This window comes from Rhizobium sp. Leaf384 (assembly GCF_001424065.1).
GTDB lineage: Bacteria > Pseudomonadota > Alphaproteobacteria > Rhizobiales > Rhizobiaceae > Ferranicluibacter.
Genome location: NZ_LMQE01000005.1, coordinates 1,092,263 through 1,109,086, shown reverse-complemented (window position 1 = coordinate 1,109,086; position 16,824 = coordinate 1,092,263). Strand labels below are relative to the sequence as shown.

Genomic DNA, 16,824 nt, shown 5'->3' with positions numbered 1-16,824 from the left:
ACCATGACGGCTAAAGCCGGCCGTTCTGAAAGGGGCGGCCGGTTTTTTCTTTTCCAAGAACCGCGTTCGGCCTGGTGGTCCTACCGTGTTCCGCGCAGCGCGACCTGAAGGACGACGGAAAGGCGTGCGACCGGTGCATGGATGGTGTGAGGTCTTCACGCTGGTTGGTCGTGGCGTCGAGGGGTATAAAACGGTCATCGAACACCGACGAGGCTCACCGTCTCGGAGACATCCGGACCGGTCGAAAAAGCCCTCGAAAACCTTGGAAAGGGAACATCATGAACGTCGCTCGCTCCTTCACCACGTGGCGCAAGTATCGCCAGACGGTCAACGAACTCGGCCGCATGTCCACCCGCGAACTGAACGACCTCGGTATCGCCCGGAGCGACATCCGCACGGTTGCCCGCTCCGCCGCTGCGCTCTGATCCTGTTGCATGACGGCCGCCGTCCCCTGCGGGATGGCTCCCCCAAACGCCCGCGCCGTGTCGCGGGCGTTTCGCGTTTCTGCTGACGGTTCAAACGAGAACCCCCGCCTGTGGCGGGGGCTGGCCTTGGGAGGCATTTCGTGGAGAGCCCGTCTGCACCGGAGCGCGGACGGGCACCTTGCAGGCTGGCGGTTATGCCGCAGCCGGGAGTGCCGGCGCCGGTTCGGTAAGCGGAGGCGCGTTGCCAGCCAGAGCTGCCGCCAGCTGATCGGTATCCAGCTCGTTTTCCCAGCGGGCGACGACAACGGTTGCGACCGCGTTGCCGATGAAGTTGGTGAGCGCGCGGCATTCCGACATGAAGCGGTCGATGCCGAGGATCAGTGCCATGCCGGCAACGGGCACCGACGGCACGACCGAGAGCGTGGCGGCGAGGGTGATGAAGCCTGCGCCCGTGATGCCGGCGGCCCCCTTGGACGACAGCATGGCGACGAGCAGCAGCAGGATCTGATCGCCGTAGCCAAGCGGTGTGTCCGTCGCCTGGGCGATGAACAGCGCGGCAAGCGTCATGTAGATGTTGGTGCCGTCGAGGTTGAAGGAATAGCCCGTGGGAATGACAAGGCCGACGACGGAGCGCTTGCAGCCGGCCCGTTCCATCTTCGCCATCAGCCCGGGAAGCGCGGCCTCCGAGGACGACGTCCCGAGGACGAGCAGCAGTTCCTCCTTGAGGTAGCGAATGAGGGCCACGATGGAGAAGCCGTTGTAGCGCGCGACAGCCCCGAGGACGAGGAAGACGAAGATCGCGGACGTCAGGTAGAAGGTGCCGATCAGGAAGGCGAGGTTGGCAATCGAGCCGATGCCGTACTTGCCGATGGTGAACGCCATGGCGCCGAAAGCGCCGATCGGGGCAGCCTTCATGAGGATGGCCACGAGGCGGAACATGGGGGCGGTGACAGCATTCAGGAACTCCGTGACCGGGCGTCCCTTCTCGCCGACCATGCCGAGTGCGATGCCGAACAGCACCGAAAAGAACAGGACCTGCAGGATGTCGCCATCGGCGAATGCGCCGACGATCGTCTGCGGGATGATGTTCATGAGGAAGCCGACGATGCTCGCCTCATGCGCCTTCGCCGTATAGGTTTCGACCGCCGTCGCGTCGAGCGAAGCCGCTGTGATGTGCATCCCGGCGCCGGGCTGGACCACATTGGCAACGACGAGACCAACGGCCAGCGCCAGGGTCGAGAACGTCAGGAAGTACAGCATCGCCTTGCCCGCGACACGGCCGACCTTCTTCAGGTCCGACATGCCGGCGATGCCGGTGGTGACGGTGAGGAAGATCACCGGCGCAATGATCATCTTCACGAGCTTGATGAAGGCGTCGCCGAGCGGTTTCAGCTGGGTCCCGAGTTGCGGGTAGAAGTGGCCCAGCAGGATGCCCGCAATGATCGCGGTCAGGACCTGAAAATAGAGGTGCCGGTAAAAGGGCAACTTGGCCTGCGGCTCCATGGTTTCGGGTATCGCGTGCATGTCGTTCCTCCTTGCGTCCCCCGCCAACAGGCTCTCCCGGGACTGTTCCTACTCGGGAGGATAACTGCAAAGCATGTGCCAGTTTTCACGCCTATCTTAAGTATCTGATATAAAACGATTATTTTTCCCGTCGATTTCCTGATGAGCAAGGGAGTGCGGAATTCCGCACAGGCCTGTTTGCGATATGTCCGAGTTTATGCACAATGGGTCATGTCGCATTCCCCGCAACCGTTGCGCTCCCGTCGGCTGGACCGCTTCCTTCCATGGATCGTTCTGGGAGCCTTTGTACTCGCGGGGCTGGCTGTGGTTATGGCGGCCGGGTCGCATTTCGGCAGGCAGGAGGCGCTTCGCAGTCTGGAGGCCCAGGCCCGCACCGATACCAATCTGAAGGTTGCACATTTGCGGGCGGTCCTCGAGCGCCCGCGCGCGCTTCCCATGCTCCTTGCCCGGGATGGTCAGCTGGCGGAAACGCTGGAGCGCCCAGATCCGGACCGAAGCCTCCGTCTGGACCGCAAGCTGGAAGAGATCGTCGCGGATACGAGTGCCGCCGTGATCTACGTGATCGGTCGAGACGGAATTGCGATCGCATCCAGCAACTGGCAGGAGCCGACGAGCTTTGTCGGCAACGACTACACGTTCCGCGAATATTTCACCAAGGCCATCACGGCGGGAACGGCGGAGCATTTTGCGCTCGGGTCGGTCAGCAAGCGGCCGGGCCTCTATATTTCGCGGCGGATCGATGGCCCGGCGGGGCCGCTTGGCGTGGTGGTTGCCAAGATGGAGTTCGATCAGATCGAGGCTGACTGGCGGACGGCCGGTCGTGCGACCGTGGTGACGGATCGGAATGGCGTCGTGCTGATGACCAGCATTGCCTCTTGGCGGTTCATGGCGATGACGCCGATCGCCTCCGATCGCCTTGCGGCCATCCGCGCCAGCCTTCAGTTCGGCGATGCGCCGCTGACGCCGGTTCCGATGACGGTTCTCGAGACGGTGGCGCCTGGCGTCGAACGGGTGCGCGCCGTTCTTCCCGGGGAGCGTCAGCGCGATTTTCTGCGCCTGACCGTTGCCGTGCCATCGACAGAATGGACGATCGGCTACCTTACGGAGACGGATGCTGCCGTCGCTGCAGCTGTCCAGAGCAAACGCCTGCTGGGCCTTGCCATCGTCGTGCCCCTTGCCGCCCTGGCCGCCGTGCTCACGGCCCGCCGGCAGCGCGCGATCGACCGGCTGGCGCAGGAACACGCCGCACGCGAGGAGCTGGAGCGCCGCGTGCGGGAACGCACGGAGGCCCTGACATCGGCCCGCGACCGGCTCGAGAGCGAGATTGCGGGTCACCGTGCGACGGAGACGAAGCTTCAGGGCGTGCAACAGGAGCTCGTGCATGCCAACAGGCTGGCGATCCTCGGGCAGGTGGCCGCAGGCGTGGCGCATGAGATCAATCAGCCGCTCGCCACCATTCGCGCCTATGCCGACAATGCCCGCGTCTTCCTGACCCGTGCACAGCCGGGTCCCGTGGACGAGAATCTCGAGAGCATTGCCGCGCTGACAGACCGTATCGGCAGCATTACGGATGAGTTGAAGACGTTTTCGCGCAAGGGCCGTGCTCCGGCGGGGCCGGTCTCGGTTCGGGCCATGCTAGAAAGCGCCGTCATGTTGCTGAAGAGCCGGTTCGCCGGACGCCTCGATGCACTTGAAATTGCTTGGCCGGAAGAGACGCTGCTTGTGCTCGGCGACCGCGTCCGGCTGGAGCAGGTGCTCATCAACCTGCTACAGAATGCGCTCGAGGCTCTGTCCGGCCGTCCCGATGCCCGGGTGGATGTCGTGATCGCGGTGGCCGGCGACGATGTCGCCCTAAATGTCCGCGACAATGGTCCCGGCATTCCGAGCGCGATCATGAAAGCGCTGTTCACGCCGTTCAATACGTCAAAAGAGCAGGGCCTCGGGCTCGGGCTGGTGATCTCCCGCGATATTCTGGCCGACTACGGCGGAACCATCGCCGTGGAGAGTTCGGATGCCGGAGCACATTTCATCATCCATCTGAAAAGGGCGACGGCATGAGCGACCTTCATGTGCTCCTGGTCGATGACGATCCCGATCTTCTGAAAGCGACGCGGCAGACGCTGGACCTTGCAGGCTTCACCGTCCAGGCCGTAGCGTCCGCACGCGAGGCGCTTACGGGCCTCGACCGGCGCTTCGCGGGCGTCGTGGTCACGGATATCCGCATGCCGCAGACCGACGGCCTCGAGCTGTTCGACCGTATCCGCCGCATCGACCCTGATATTCCCGTCATCCTGATGACGGGTCACGGGGATATCCCGATGGCGGTCAAGGCGATCCGGGACGGGGCCTATGATTTTCTGCCGAAGCCCTTTCCGACGGACCGACTGGTGCAAGGGGTTTTGCATGCGGGAGAAAAACGCCGCCTGGTCCTGGAGAACCGCGCGCTGCGCGAGGCTGCGGACGACGCGCGCGATGACGGTCTCCTGATCGGGCAGACCCCGGCGATGGAGCGACTGCGCGAGACCATCCGCCAGATCGCCGATACGGATGTCGACGTGCTGATGACGGGCGAGACGGGAAGCGGCAAGGAGGTCGTGGCCACGCTCTTGCACCGGTGGAGCCGGCGGGTGAAGGGAAACTTCGTTGCGTTGAATTGCGGCGCGCTTCCGGAGCAGGTGATCGAGAGCGAGCTCTTCGGTCACGAACCGGGCGCCTTCACCGGCGCGCAGAGGAAGCGGGTAGGGCGGATCGAGCATTCGAGCGGGGGCACCCTGTTTCTCGACGAGATCGAGAGCATGGCACCGGCGACGCAGGTACAGATGCTGCGCGTGCTGGAAATGCGCGAGGTCACGCCGCTCGGGACGAACGAGGTGCGACCGGTCGATCTGCGCGTCGTGGCGGCAACGAAGGTGGACCTGGGCGACCCGCGCGCGCGGGGCGATTTCCGCGAGGATCTCTACTACCGGCTCAATGTGGTCACTCTTTCGATCCCGCCGCTGCGCGAGCGCCGGGACGATATTCCGTTGTTGTTTGCGACCTTCGCCGCCCGTGCCGCCTCTCGCTTCAAGCGCGACGTTCCCGTCATGAGCGATCCTGTCCGGCGTTACCTGGTCGAGCATGACTGGCCTGGCAATGTGCGCGAGCTGGCCCACTTCGCCGAGCGCACCGTGCTCGGGTTTTCGCCCGACGGGCCGTCCGGAAAGACCCTCGACGTGCTCGATGCGGGAACCGGCACGCTGCCCCAGCGCATGGACCGCATCGAAGCGGAGGTCATCCGCGCGGCACTGCGCGAGGCCGAGGGCGACGTGCAGCGCACCGTGGAGGCGCTCGGCATCCCCCGCAAGACCTTTTACGACAAGCTGCAACGGCACGGGATCGTGCGAAGCGATTTTGCCGTCAAGTGAGCAGGTGATGCCGAGACGCAATGTCGAGGGCTGACTGCCCGACGTTTCAGGCGCTCTTGCGCAGTCCTCGCTCCACCTGTCTTTCGTGGCGAGGCTCGGGCCGTGTGGCACCGGGATCCCGAGCCGTCGTGCGGCGGTTCAGCTGGAAGCGGCACACGAGATCGGCAAGCACGGCCGCGCCTTGCGCGAGCGTGTGGCTAAGCTCCGTCGTCCGCGCGACCATCGCCGCGTTCTCCTCGGTCATCCTGTCGAGATTGTGGACGGCGGCGCTGATCTCTCCGAGCCCGGTGGTCTGCTCGGAGGTCGCGGCGGCGATCGCATCGATGTTTTCATTGATCGCGGCGACGAAGACCTCGATCTCCGTCAGGGCCCGCCCGGTATCGCCGACGAGGCGAACGCCTTCGACGACTTCGTTGGATGCATTCGAGATCAGACCCTTGATCTCCTTTGCGGCGCGGGCCGAGCGTTGGGCCAGTTCGCGGACCTCCTGCGCCACGACGGCAAAGCCGCGGCCGGCTTCCCCGGCCCGGGCTGCCTCGACCCCGGCATTGAGCGCCAGCAGGTTGGTTTGAAACGCGATTTCGTCGATGACGCCGATGATATGACCAATCGAGGCCGAGGCGGTTTCGATGCGCTGCATCGCCGCCACGGTGTCGCCGACCACCGTGGCCGAATGTCCAGCCTGCTCCTTTGCCTGCTTCACGAGACTGCGCGTGTCCTGCACGCGCTCGTTCGACTGCCGGACCGTGACCGTGATCTGCTTCAAAGCGGACGATGTCTCTTCGAGCGCGGTGGCCTGCTCTCTGGTCCGCTCGGCCAGGATGTCGGACGCTTCGCGCATCGTATGGCTGTGGCCGTTCAGGTTCTCCGTCTGACCCAGCACATCGACAAGAGTTTGCTGGAAGCCGCCGATCGACAGGTTGAAGTCGTTGCGCAGCTGTTCGAATTCCCGGATGAAGGGCCGGTCGAGCGTCTGGCGGATATTGGCCTGCGCCAGGCGGCCGAGGCCGGCACCCAGTTCCTCGATCGCGCGAACCCGCTCCGTCATGTCGGTCGCAAACTTCACGACCTTCATCACGCGACCCGATTCATCAACGATCGGATTGTAGGTCGCCTGGATATGCACGCGCCGGCCGCCCTTGCCGATGCGCAAGAACTGGTCGGTTACGAAGGTACCACTGCCCAATTGCTTCCAGAACGTCCTGTAGGCTGTGGACTCGACATGGGCCGGCTCGCAGAAGATCGCATGGTGCTGACCGACGATCTCCTCCAGCTCGTATCCGAGAACCGAGAGGAAGTTCTCGTTCGCGGTCACGATCCGGCCATCGGGCGTAAATTCGATGATCGCCTGGGCGCGTGACAGGGCGTCGAGCTTGCCCTTGTCACTCAGGCTGTCGATCTTCGACTGGGTGATGTCGGTCGCAAACTTCACGACCTTGACCGGACGATTTCCCTTGAAGACCGGATTGTAGGACGCTTCGATCCAGACCTCCCGGCCGCCTTTCCCGAGACGCTTGTACTGCGCCTGCTGAAATTGGCCTTTTGCCAGTTCCTTCCAGAACGCGGCATAGGATGGCGCGCGAGATTCTTCCGGCAGGACGAACATGCTGTGGTGCTGACCGACGATATCGTCACGATCGTACCCCATGGTACGGCAAAAATTGTCATTCGCCTTAAGAATTTTTCCCGAGAGATCGAATTCGATGATCGCTTGTGATTGGTGGAGCGCGTGCAGGACTGCGCTGTCGGACGTGGAGAAAATCGACATTCGGCTGGGATCGCTTTTGAGAGGAGAACGGTTGGACGTTTCACCCCGAAAATAGGGAGCGAATTTAAATTATCTTTTAATATCAATTGCCTCCGTACGGTAACGGACGAAGTTTTCGGCTGTGTGCGAGAATTGATCAGCGCTGCAGCGCATGGTTCGCGTGGAGTTGCAGCATGTGCATTTCCGGTTGCGGCAGGTGGCCGAACGGTGCGGAAAGCGATGACATCGCCACGTCGCGTTGCGGTCGGCTCGTGCTGAACCTTGTGTCGCGACAAAGGCTCTCCATATGCAATGAAGAGCTTACAAGGAGATGAATGACGATGCCAAGCACGGCTTATGCAACGGACTTTACGCGTACCGCCGATGACATTGATCGTGCCGAACGCCTGAGGCGCCTGCGCCGGCTGGCAAAGCTGGCGCGGATCATGGATACGGCCGTCGGCATTCCGGGTACGCGTTTTCGCTTCGGTGCGGACTCGCTCCTCGGTCTTGTCCCCATTGTCGGCGATGCCAGTGGCGCGATCATCGGCCTTGCGATCGTCAACGAGGCCCGCCGGCTTGGCGTGCCGAAGCGGAAGATGGCGCAGATGCTCTACAATCTCGGCCTCGACGCGACGCTGGGTGCGGTGCCGCTGGTCGGGGACGTGTTCGACGTCTACTTCAAGGCGCACAAACGGAATATCCAGCTCATCATGGATCATTTCGAGCTGACGGATCGCGATCTCTGAGATCGCGCCCTGCCGTTGCGGACATGCGCTGTTTCCGGCGTCTCGACGTCGTCCGGCGTCCCAACGACATATTGCGAACAAAAGATGGAACCAGTTTCCTCCTGTTTCCATTCCGAAGAGTCTGAAAAAGGAGAAAAGCCCATGCCCCTGTCGAAGCACGCCATTCCGGTTGCGCAATCGAACGTCGTGACCGTGCAGGAAGCGCTGGAGCCGCTGTTCGTGAAATTGGAAGTCGAAGCCGATGCGCGCCTGATCCGGGCGGCCGTCGGTGCCGGCTGGACGGCGGAAGAGGCGGTCGCGGCGATCGACGATCTGCGGCGCCAGGACGTGGATCCGTCGCGCCACTGAGCCGCGACAATCACTGCGTCATCGGCACAAGCGCCCAGAGGACCATACCATAAAGGCCGGGTTAGACCCGGCCTTCTCATTTCTCGTGACGCGTCACAGCTGGCGACGCTTCGGGCTAGTGCTGGGTTTCCGACTGCGGTTCCGAATAATCCCAGTTCTTGCGGGCGAACTGGATGGCCGCTGCCTCTGCGCTTTCCTTCGTTCTGAAGCGCTCCGCAAGCACATGGCTCCGGTTGCGGCACTGGAGCAGGACCGTTCCGCTTCTGAAGTCGTACTGCACTCTCAGATGATCTGACGTTTCCATCATCATTCCTCCCATAGGCTTCGGCGACTCCTCATCGCACAGGTAAATGTATGCGATAGATCGTCCGGCGCAAGGAAACTTAACCGTAAATCCATTCACGGTTTCCTGATCCCACAGCCGTTTGCTCCATAAGTGAACGCTTTCTCATTTCGTTTACCGCGCTGTTTCACCCCTCATTTAAAGACATAACTTAGGTTCCCCGCGTGCGCCGCCGGATGCAGCGCCAGGGGTCGTCATTATGTTCAAGCGTTTTCTAGCCGATCGCTCCGGCAATCTGGCCATCATCGGGTCTCTCTCGCTCGTCCCGCTGCTGGGGACCGCCGGGCTTGCTCTCGACATCGGCAATGCGATCAAGGTGAGAACCGAGCTGCAATGGGCGGCAGACGCCGCGGTGGTCGGCTCCATCACGGATAAGTCGGACGGCGTGGCGGAAGCGATGGCGATGTCGGCGGACGGTACGGTCAGGGTCAGCGAAGGGGAGGCGCGTCGCATCTTCGATGCGCAGCTGGCGAGGGCAGCCGTGCCGGACGTTCCCGGACAGCCGGCACGCACGCCCCCGGATGATCTGGAAGTGACGGCGCGGGAATTTACGGTTACCGCCGTCAAGTCCGGACGCGACATCAACGTGTCCGCGGCGTTCTCGACCCTCGTGCCCACCACGTTCCTGCGCGTCTTGGGAAAGGACTACATCCGCGTTGACGGCGTGGCCAAGGCCACGTTCCAGTCAAACTCCTTCATGGACTTCTACATGTTGCTCGACAACACGCCCTCCATGGGCGTGGGCGCAACCCCTGCAGACGTGGACAAGCTCATCGCCGCCACGAAGAACGTTTCGGATTCGGGTTCGCGCAACTGCGCGTTTGCCTGCCATATCGTGTCGGAGAAAGGCGAACCCGACAAGAACAGCAACTATTTCGTGGCCCGAAAGGTCGGAGCCACCATCCGGATCGACGTCGTCGCCGAGGCCGTGGCAGCGCTGACACGCGAGGCTGAAAAGACGGAGACCTACACGAACCAGTATCGGATGGCGGCTTACACCTTCGGGCAGAAGGCGGAGGACGCCAAGCTCTATCAGGTGTCCAAGCTCACCGACGATCTGAAGGATATCCAGACGAAGGTCGACACGATCTCGCTGATGAGCATTCCCTATCACGGCTACAACGGCGACCAGATCACCAGCTTCGATCAGGCCCTGACGCGGATCAACGCGGAGATTCCGGCGCCGGGCGACGGATCGACCGCTGCGAAGGCGGAAAAGGTCGTCTATTTCGTCGCGGACGGTGTCGGCGACAGCTACAAGCCGAGCGGCTGCACAAAGAAGACGACCGGCGGTCGTTGCCAGGAGCCGATCGACGTCAGCTACTGCAAGACCATCAAAGATCGCGGCGTCAAGATCGCCGTCCTCTACACGACCTACCTGCCGCTGCCGACGAACGATTGGTACAACAAATGGATCAAGCCGTTCCAATCGGAAATCGGCACGAAGATGCAGGCCTGCGCGTCGCCCGGGCTCTATTTCGAGGTCAATCCGTCCGAAGGGATCGAGTCGGCGATGAAGGCCCTCTTCGTGAAGATCATCCGCAGCCCCCGCCTGACAGGCTGAGGCGCACGCCACCTTGAAAGCCTTGCGGGGAGGTCGCCGCCGCGGTCCTTCGGCGCTCCTCTGTACATTTGCTGATAGAGGGATTAAGAGATCGCCATGGTATGGGCCGCAGCGTGCGGTCCTCAAGGCATGTGCGCATTCTATCGTGCACGCTGCACGGTTCGAACTTCCGAGAGACAGACATATGACAGAATTCGCAGGGGTCGTTCCGGCGATCGCCGAGGCGTTGACCAAACGCGGCTATTCCACCCTGACGCCGGTCCAGACCGCCGTCATCGAAGCCGAAATGTCGGGTCGCGACGCGCTCGTCTCCGCCCAGACCGGCTCCGGCAAGACCGTCGCCTTTGGCCTTGCGCTCGCATCCACGCTGCTGGATGGCGCCGATCGCTTCGGTCCGGCGCACAAGCCGCTTGCCGTCGCCGTCGCTCCGACGCGCGAACTGGCGCTGCAGGTCCAGCGCGAACTCGAGTGGCTTTACGAAATGACCGGCGCGGTCATCGCCGCTTCGGTCGGCGGCATGGACATTCGCACCGAGCGTCGCGCGCTCGATCGTGGCGCGCATATCGTCGTCGGCACGCCCGGCCGTCTCTGCGACCATGTCCGCCGTGGCGCGCTCGATCTGTCCGCCTGCAAGGCCATCGTGCTGGACGAAGCCGACGAGATGCTCGATCTCGGCTTCCGCGAGGATCTGGAATTCCTGCTGGAGACGGCTCCGGCCGATCGTCGGACCCTGATGTTCTCGGCCACCGTGCCGAAGTCCATCGCGACGCTTGCCAAGAACTATCAGCGCGACGCGCTGCGCATCTCGACACAGGCCGAGGCGAAGCAGCACCTCGACATCGACTATCGCGCGCTCGTGGTCGTTCCCTCGGACCGGGAAAACGCCATCATCAACGTGCTGCGCTATTATGAAGCCAAGAACGCGCTGGTGTTCTGCTCCACCCGCGCCGCCGTCAACCATTTGACGGCCCGGTTCAATAATCGCGGCTTCTCCGTCGTTGCGCTTTCGGGCGAGCTCAGCCAGAGCGAGCGGACGCATGCGCTTCAGGCCATGCGCGACGGTCGCGCGCGCGTCTGCATCGCCACCGACGTTGCCGCACGCGGTATTGACCTTCCCGGTCTCGAACTCGTCATCCATGCCGATCTGCCGACCAACCCGGAAACGCTTCTGCACCGCAGCGGCCGGACCGGTCGGGCAGGACGCAAGGGCGTCAGCGCCATCATCGTTACCTCGAACGCGCGCCGCAAGGCCGAACGCCTGCTGCGTGACGCACGTATCGAAGCCGTCTGGGCAAAGCCGCCATCGGCTGACGAGGTTTCGCAGAAGGACGATGAGCGCATTCTCTCGGATGCCGCGCTGAACGATCCGATCCGCGAGGAAGAGGCCGCGTTCGTGCAGCAGGTTCTGGCGGGACACAGCCCCGAACAGGTGGCAGCAGCCTTCGTACGGCTTGCCCGGGCGGGCCGTTCCGCGCCCGAGGACATCATCGATACGCCTGCCTTCCAACCGTCGGGCCAGACAGGCGGCCAGGGTGCCGCCGATCGCGGCCCGCGGCCGGAGCGGTCCGCGCCGCGCGGCGATTTCGGGGATGCCGTCTGGTTCTCGCTGTCGGCCGGTCGCAAGCAGAACGTGGAGCCCCGCTGGCTGATCCCGATGCTGTGCCGCATCGGCCGCATCACCAAGCAGGAGATCGGCGCCATCAAGATGATGCCGGAAAACACGTTCGTCGAGATCGCGCGGGACTTTTCCGACAGCTTCATCGAAGCATTGGGGCCGAAGCGCATCCTCGAAAAGGGCATCACGGTAACGCAGCTCGACGGGGCGCCCGATCTGTCTGCGGCGCCGCGCAAGCCGTTTGCCCGCAAAGACAATGCCGCCTCCACCGACCAGAAACCCCGCTGGAAGGACAATGGCGAGAAGTCGGATCGCCCCGACAGCAAGCCCTGGGCCAAGAAAGCGGCCAAGCCCGGCTTCGCGAAGTCAGGCCCGCGCCCTGCCGACGATGGCGGAAAGCCCGCCAAGAAGCCCTTCAAGAAAAAGACGACCTGATTGCACGAAAAAAGGCTCCGGCAGACATGCCGGAGCCTTTTTCGTTTTGCCTGTCGCCGTGTGCGCGGCTCAGTCTTCGGAATAGCGCTGCTCCCGCCAGGGGTCGCCCAGCATGTGGTAGCCGTTCTTTTCCCAGAACCCGGCGCGATCGCCGGTCATCAACTCGATCTTCGACAGCCACTTGGCGCTCTTCCAGAGATAGAGGTGCGGCACGATCAGTCGTGCCGGAGCGCCATGCTCGCGCGTCAGCGGCTGGCCCTCCCACTCGGTTGCGACCAGAGCGTGCTCGCTTGCGAAATCAGCCAGGGGCAGGTTGGTGGTATATCCGTCATAGCTGGTCAGCATGACGTAGGTTGCCTCCGGCTTCGGCGTCACGAGATCGAGCAAGGTGTGCGTCGAGACGCCTTTCCAGCTGTTGTCGTACCGGGACCACGTGGTCACGCAGTGAATGTCCGACAGGAACTTGCTCTGCGGCAATGCCTTGAACTGCGCCCAGTCGAGCGTGACCGGATGTTCGATGGCACCCTTCAGCGTCAGCGACCAGCTGTGCGTTTCGATGATGGGATGCTGCCCGAGGTCGAGCACGGGCCAGTTCTTGACGAGATGCTGACCCGGCGGCAGTCGATCGGCATCGGCCCGCGCGACCTGGCCCGTCAGGAAGCGACCTTCCTCCGCCCAACGCCGCTTGGAGCGTGTCAGTTTCGTGTCGTCGGACGGCTGCTCCGGGGGGGTGGTGTCCGACATTTCTTGCTCCTGGCTACGCGCTCGAACGGTGATGGTCGCCCGCCTGACAGGCTTTGGTCAAGTGGGAGGACGCCTCAAGGCGCGGGATTGGGCTTTGCCAGGATGCCGGCCTCGCGTGCCGCGGCCATGAAGGACGCCTGCGCCTTGCGCGGGCTGAGAATGCCGTCGAGGGCATCCATGCAATGCTGGAGGGCGATGCGATAGGCTCTGCCGGACCGTCCGGCGGGCCAGCCGCGCAGAAACTCCAGGGCGTCCCAGGCCGAAGCGATGATGAATTCCTGGCTCTGCTGGAGAATGATCCGGACCGGCTTCGGAAAACGCTTGTAACTCATACTCGCCTCGCATGCTGTCTGTCTTGCGCGGACAAAACGGTTTGCGGGTTGTTTGGTTCCCAATGCGTTTAGAAAAATTATCTTTTTTTCTCAGTGCTTTAATCGTCTTTCGCTCAGCCTGTGCTCAAGGCAGCAAGGCGTCGCGAAGTTCGTGCGTGCGGCGGGCCCGCAGGTCGAGATCGGCCTCGATATGGTGGATATGGTGCACCATCAGGCGGCTCGCGCGGTCGATCTGACCGGCTTCGATCGCGTCGACGATGTTCATATGCTCGGTGTGGCCGCAGCTGGAGACGGTGGATTGTCCATAGAGCGCAATCACAAGAGACGAGCGTGCGATAAGCTCGTCCATGAAGCGCTGCATCACGGCATTTCCCGTCATGGCCGCGATATGCAGATGGAAGTCTCCGGATGCCTTGATTTCCGCGCGACGCGCACTCTGGCCGCGCTCATTCATCAGGCGGCCTTCGTCCAGAAGGCGTTCGCGGAGCTGGCGGATATGGGCCGGCGTGATGTGGCGTGCTGCCTCGGCGAGGATGCCGGGCTCGATGATCCGACGCGTTGCGAAGATCTGGCGGGCTTCCCCCGGCGATGGGTTGGCGACGAAGGCGCCGCGGTTTCGCTCGACGGTTACGAGACCCTCATGTGCCAAAGCCTGAAGGGCGCCGCGCACCAGCGTTCGACTGACATGGAAGAGAGCGCCGACATCCGTTTCCGTCAGTTTCGTGCCCGGCATGAGCCGTCGATCGACGATCGCATCGCGGATGGCGTCGCGAATGGCGCGCTGGCTGCCATCGTTTCCGTCAGCATCAGGCCGCAAGATCGCACTGTCCGGTGTGGTTCGGGAACTGTCCATGAGCGCCAAGTCTAATGCACCTGACCAGCCGAAAGAAGAGCGATTCGTATTCAGAGATGCCGTCCGATTGTATACGATCTGGCATTTTATTTTGCACAATAGATGAAAATTTAGGCGGAACCGCACACGTGTCGTTTTTCGCGGCAGAAACGTGTTATTTTACCGTTAGGAAACAGTGACCTACGCTCTGCCTGTCGAACTGGCATGCTTGATGCATTCTCTTTGGTCAGAAGGGAATTCATGATGACCAAAGCGGCAGAGATCGACATCGTTTCCGTTTCCAAGATCTACGGAAGCACCACGGCTGTCCATTCCATCAGCCTGAAGATCCCGTCCGGCAGCTATTGCTGCTTTCTCGGTCCGTCCGGCTGCGGCAAGACGTCGACCTTGCGGATGATCGCCGGGCACGAGACCATTTCGTCCGGTGACATCCGGCTTGGAAACACGGTCGTGACCGATCTTCCGCCGGCCCGGCGCGGCACGGCGATGATGTTCCAGTCCTACGCGCTCTTCCCGCATCTCGATCTGGTCGACAATGTCGCCTTCAGTTTGAAGATGAAGGGCGTGGACAAGGAGGAGCGTCGCGCAAAGGCGCTCGAGATGCTTCGGCTCATGCAGATGGAGCCCTATGCCAACCGGAAACCGGCCCAGCTTTCGGGCGGACAGCAACAACGCGTGGCGCTGGCGCGCGCGCTGATCACCGACCCGGAAGCGTTGCTGCTGGACGAACCCCTGTCGGCGCTCGATCCGTTCCTGAAGATCCGCATGCGGGCCGAGCTGAAGAAGCTCCAGAAAAATCTCGGCATCACCTTCGTGCATGTGACGCACAGCCAGGAAGAGGCGATGGCGCTCGCCGACATCATCGTCATTATGAGCGACGGGCGGATCGAGCAGGCGGCAAGCCCGCGCGAGGTCTTCGAGCGACCGGCAACGGCTTTCGTCGCGCGCTTCATGGGAGACCACAACGTCCTGACCGGCCGCGTGATATCCAGCGCAGACGGCGTCCTCACGCTGCAGGTTCCGGAGGGGCAAACCTTTACGGTGGCGGGTGAGGGGCGGGCGGAAGGGTCCCCGATCGACATCGGGATCCGCACCGATCGCGTGCGGCTGAGCGAACCCGGCGAGAAAACCCTCGGCTTCAACGGCGTTGTTTCCAACGTCGAGTATCGCGGCGCTTCGGTGAAAATCACCGTCATGGGCGCCGGTTCCGAGGACTTTACGGTGATCGCGACCGACGCAGACTACTTCGAAAAGCCCGTCGCCGTGGGCGATGCGGTTTCCTTGAGCTGGCGCCTGGAGGATGCGGTCCTTCTCGGCAGCGCGGCCGCCTGACTTTCCACCCAGAACGACATCCGTCTCACCACAAGAAAAGGGGAACCGACCATGACCGAGATCAAGGATACGAAGACGCCGACCGGCCTCACGCGCCGCTCGCTGATGAAGACAGGGGCCGCGGCTATCGGCGCCATTGCAGGGTCCGGCGCCATCACCGGCTTCCCGACCATCTGGGCGCAGAACCCCATCACGCTGCGCCAGTTCGGCACAGGCGTTTCCAACATCAACGCCATTGCCGAGAAGTGCAAAGCCGACCTCGGCATCACGCTCGAGATGACGGCAACCGACTCGGATGCGGCCGCCCAGCGCGCCGTGACGCAGCCGGACAGCTACGATATCGCCGACATCGAATACTGGATCCTGAAGAAGGTCTTCCCCGCCGGTGTCATCCAGCCGATGGAAATCTCCAAGCTGAAGTACTACGACCAGATTGTGCCCCTCTTCAAGACGGGCAAGCTGACGCCGGACAGCGTCATCGCTCAGGGCACGGCGCCGCACACGGTCGGCTATGTCGAAAAGGTCGGCGACAAGACGTTCGCGAAGTCCGAAACCGATCTCTTCACGATGGTGCCGACCATATACAATGCCGACACGCTCGGCATCCGCCCCGATCTCGTCGGCCGCGAGATCACGTCCTGGGCCGACATCATGGACCCGGCCTTCAAAGGCAAGACCTCCATCCTCAACATTCCCTCGATCGGCATCATGGATGCCGCGATGATCATGGAAGCGCTCGGCAACATCAAATATGCCGACAAGGGCAACATGACCAAGGCGGAGATCGATGCCACGATCGAGTTCCTGATCAAGGCCAAGCAGGACGGCCAGTTCCGCGCCTTCTGGAAGTCGTTCGACGAGTCCGTCAACCTGATGGCCTCCGGCGAAGTCGTCATCCAGTCCATGTGGTCGCCGGCCGTGGCCGCCGTCCGGTCCAAGGGGATCGCCTGCAAGTACCAGCCATTGAAGGAAGGCTATCGTTCCTGGGGCGGCGGTCTCGGTCTTGCGGCACATCTGCAGGGCGCGCAGCTCGACGCGGCCTATGAATATATCAACTGGTACACGTCCGGCTGGGTCGGCGGCTATCTCAACCGCCAGGGCTACTACTCCGCCGCCATGGACACCGCCAAAAAGTTCATGACCGAGGACGAGTGGGGCTACTGGATCGAAGGCAAGGCCGCCAAGGGCGACATCATGTCTCCGGAAGGCAAGATCATGGAGAAGGCCGGCGCCGTGCGCGATGGCGGCTCCTTCGAAGAGCGCATGGGCAAGGTCGCCTGCTGGAACTCGGTGATGGACGAGGACCGCTACATGGTTCGCCGCTGGAACGAGTTCATCGCGGCCTGATGCTGGGGCCGCACCTACGGCGGCCTTTCACGCCCTCCCTGTCGGCGCTTGCGGGAGGGAGG

At 62.8% G+C, this 16,824-nt stretch carries 15 protein-coding genes; 9 read left to right on the top strand and 6 right to left on the bottom strand.

The features are described 5' to 3' along the window. The first annotated feature begins 278 nt into the window (after positions 1-278). The gene (locus ASG25_RS22300; protein ID WP_082475825.1) at positions 279-425 is read left to right on the top strand and encodes a DUF1127 domain-containing protein; all 147 of its coding nucleotides are present in this window, start codon (positions 279-281) and stop codon (positions 423-425) included. Between the two features lie 192 nt (positions 426-617). On the opposite strand, the gene ASG25_RS13465 is transcribed toward ASG25_RS22300, so the two are convergent. Next, positions 618-1,949, bottom strand: a complete 1,332-nt coding sequence (locus ASG25_RS13465) for a dicarboxylate/amino acid:cation symporter (protein ID WP_062474287.1) — start codon at positions 1,947-1,949, stop codon at positions 618-620. Positions 1,950-2,258: 309 nt separating this feature from the next. On the opposite strand from ASG25_RS13465, the gene ASG25_RS13460 reads away from it, so the two are divergent. Together ASG25_RS13460 and ASG25_RS13455 are read left to right on the top strand one after the other, a co-directional pair. Further along, positions 2,259-4,007 carry an ATP-binding protein gene (locus ASG25_RS13460; protein ID WP_244479398.1) on the top strand — a complete coding sequence of 583 codons (1,749 nt, stop codon included), beginning with the start codon at positions 2,259-2,261 and terminating at the stop codon, positions 4,005-4,007. After that, complete coding sequence (locus ASG25_RS13455) at positions 4,004-5,353, top strand: sigma-54 dependent transcriptional regulator (protein WP_062474283.1); 1,350 nt, start codon at positions 4,004-4,006, stop codon at positions 5,351-5,353. Before ASG25_RS13460 ends, ASG25_RS13455 begins: the two co-directional genes overlap by 4 nt. 46 nt (positions 5,354-5,399) lie before the next feature. Here the strand turns inward: ASG25_RS13455 and ASG25_RS13450 are convergent, their stop codons facing one another. Beyond that, complete coding sequence (locus ASG25_RS13450) at positions 5,400-7,121, bottom strand: PAS domain-containing methyl-accepting chemotaxis protein (RefSeq protein ID WP_062474280.1); 1,722 nt, start codon at positions 7,119-7,121, stop codon at positions 5,400-5,402. A 320-nt stretch (positions 7,122-7,441) separates the two neighbouring features. Between ASG25_RS13450 and ASG25_RS13445 the strand changes: the two genes are divergently transcribed. Further along, positions 7,442-7,849, top strand: a complete 408-nt coding sequence (locus tag ASG25_RS13445; protein ID WP_062474639.1) for a DUF4112 domain-containing protein — start codon at positions 7,442-7,444, stop codon at positions 7,847-7,849. 141 nt (positions 7,850-7,990) lie between these two features. Then, positions 7,991-8,197 carry a hypothetical protein gene (locus ASG25_RS13440; protein WP_062474278.1) on the top strand — a complete coding sequence of 69 codons (207 nt, stop codon included), beginning with the start codon at positions 7,991-7,993 and terminating at the stop codon, positions 8,195-8,197. Between the two features lie 115 nt (positions 8,198-8,312). On the opposite strand, the gene ASG25_RS13435 is transcribed toward ASG25_RS13440, so the two are convergent. Further along, entirely contained in the window at positions 8,313-8,504 is a 192-nt protein-coding gene (locus tag ASG25_RS13435; protein WP_162241406.1) for a hypothetical protein, read from the bottom strand. Positions 8,505-8,739: 235 nt separating this feature from the next. On the opposite strand from ASG25_RS13435, the gene ASG25_RS13430 reads away from it, so the two are divergent. Together ASG25_RS13430 and ASG25_RS13425 are read left to right on the top strand one after the other, a co-directional pair. Continuing rightward, positions 8,740-10,104, top strand: coding sequence for a Tad domain-containing protein (locus ASG25_RS13430; RefSeq protein WP_062474274.1), 1,365 nt, complete (start codon positions 8,740-8,742; stop codon positions 10,102-10,104). Positions 10,105-10,288: 184 nt separating this feature from the next. Beyond that, positions 10,289-12,154, top strand: a complete 1,866-nt coding sequence (locus tag ASG25_RS13425; RefSeq protein ID WP_062474272.1) for a DEAD/DEAH box helicase — start codon at positions 10,289-10,291, stop codon at positions 12,152-12,154. Between the two features lie 69 nt (positions 12,155-12,223). Here ASG25_RS13425 and ASG25_RS13420 read toward each other — a convergent pair whose 3' ends face one another. The 3 genes from ASG25_RS13420 to ASG25_RS13410 form a co-directional block, all read right to left on the bottom strand. Then, positions 12,224-12,898 (bottom strand): sulfite oxidase-like oxidoreductase, encoded by a 675-nt coding sequence (locus ASG25_RS13420; RefSeq protein WP_062474270.1) that lies wholly within the window; start codon positions 12,896-12,898, stop codon positions 12,224-12,226. Positions 12,899-12,972: 74 nt separating this feature from the next. Further along, a complete protein-coding gene (locus ASG25_RS13415) occupies positions 12,973-13,230 on the bottom strand; it encodes a DUF982 domain-containing protein (RefSeq protein ID WP_062474268.1) in 258 nt (85 codons plus the stop codon). A 124-nt stretch (positions 13,231-13,354) separates the two neighbouring features. After that, a complete protein-coding gene (locus ASG25_RS13410) occupies positions 13,355-14,047 on the bottom strand; it encodes a GntR family transcriptional regulator (protein ID WP_244479397.1) in 693 nt (230 codons plus the stop codon). A 279-nt stretch (positions 14,048-14,326) separates the two neighbouring features. On the opposite strand from ASG25_RS13410, the gene ASG25_RS13405 reads away from it, so the two are divergent. Then, on the top strand, positions 14,327-15,415 hold the full coding sequence (locus ASG25_RS13405) for an ABC transporter ATP-binding protein (protein WP_062474635.1): 1,089 nt from the start codon (positions 14,327-14,329) through the stop codon (positions 15,413-15,415). Positions 15,416-15,466: 51 nt separating this feature from the next. Continuing rightward, positions 15,467-16,762, top strand: coding sequence for a PotD/PotF family extracellular solute-binding protein (locus ASG25_RS13400; RefSeq protein ID WP_062474266.1), 1,296 nt, complete (start codon positions 15,467-15,469; stop codon positions 16,760-16,762). Positions 16,763-16,824: the final 62 nt, after the last annotated feature.

Bases quoted from the DNA above. Each gene is read 5' to 3' on its own strand.
- ASG25_RS22300 (WP_082475825.1), top strand. From the start codon at position 279: ATGAACGTCGCTCGCTCCTTCACCACGTGGCGCAAGTATCGCCAGACG.
- ASG25_RS13465 (WP_062474287.1), bottom strand. From the start codon at position 1,949: ATGCACGCGATACCCGAAACCATGGAGCCGCAGGCCAAGTTGCCCTTT.
- ASG25_RS13460 (WP_244479398.1), top strand. From the start codon at position 2,259: ATGGCGGCCGGGTCGCATTTCGGCAGGCAGGAGGCGCTTCGCAGTCTG.
- ASG25_RS13455 (WP_062474283.1), top strand. From the start codon at position 4,004: ATGAGCGACCTTCATGTGCTCCTGGTCGATGACGATCCCGATCTTCTG.
- ASG25_RS13450 (WP_062474280.1), bottom strand. From the start codon at position 7,121: ATGTCGATTTTCTCCACGTCCGACAGCGCAGTCCTGCACGCGCTCCAC.
- ASG25_RS13445 (WP_062474639.1), top strand. From the start codon at position 7,442: ATGCCAAGCACGGCTTATGCAACGGACTTTACGCGTACCGCCGATGAC.
- ASG25_RS13440 (WP_062474278.1), top strand. From the start codon at position 7,991: ATGCCCCTGTCGAAGCACGCCATTCCGGTTGCGCAATCGAACGTCGTG.
- ASG25_RS13435 (WP_162241406.1), bottom strand. From the start codon at position 8,504: ATGATGGAAACGTCAGATCATCTGAGAGTGCAGTACGACTTCAGAAGC.
- ASG25_RS13430 (WP_062474274.1), top strand. From the start codon at position 8,740: ATGTTCAAGCGTTTTCTAGCCGATCGCTCCGGCAATCTGGCCATCATC.
- ASG25_RS13425 (WP_062474272.1), top strand. From the start codon at position 10,289: ATGACAGAATTCGCAGGGGTCGTTCCGGCGATCGCCGAGGCGTTGACC.
- ASG25_RS13420 (WP_062474270.1), bottom strand. From the start codon at position 12,898: ATGTCGGACACCACCCCCCCGGAGCAGCCGTCCGACGACACGAAACTG.
- ASG25_RS13415 (WP_062474268.1), bottom strand. From the start codon at position 13,230: ATGAGTTACAAGCGTTTTCCGAAGCCGGTCCGGATCATTCTCCAGCAG.
- ASG25_RS13405 (WP_062474635.1), top strand. From the start codon at position 14,327: ATGACCAAAGCGGCAGAGATCGACATCGTTTCCGTTTCCAAGATCTAC.
- ASG25_RS13400 (WP_062474266.1), top strand. From the start codon at position 15,467: ATGACCGAGATCAAGGATACGAAGACGCCGACCGGCCTCACGCGCCGC.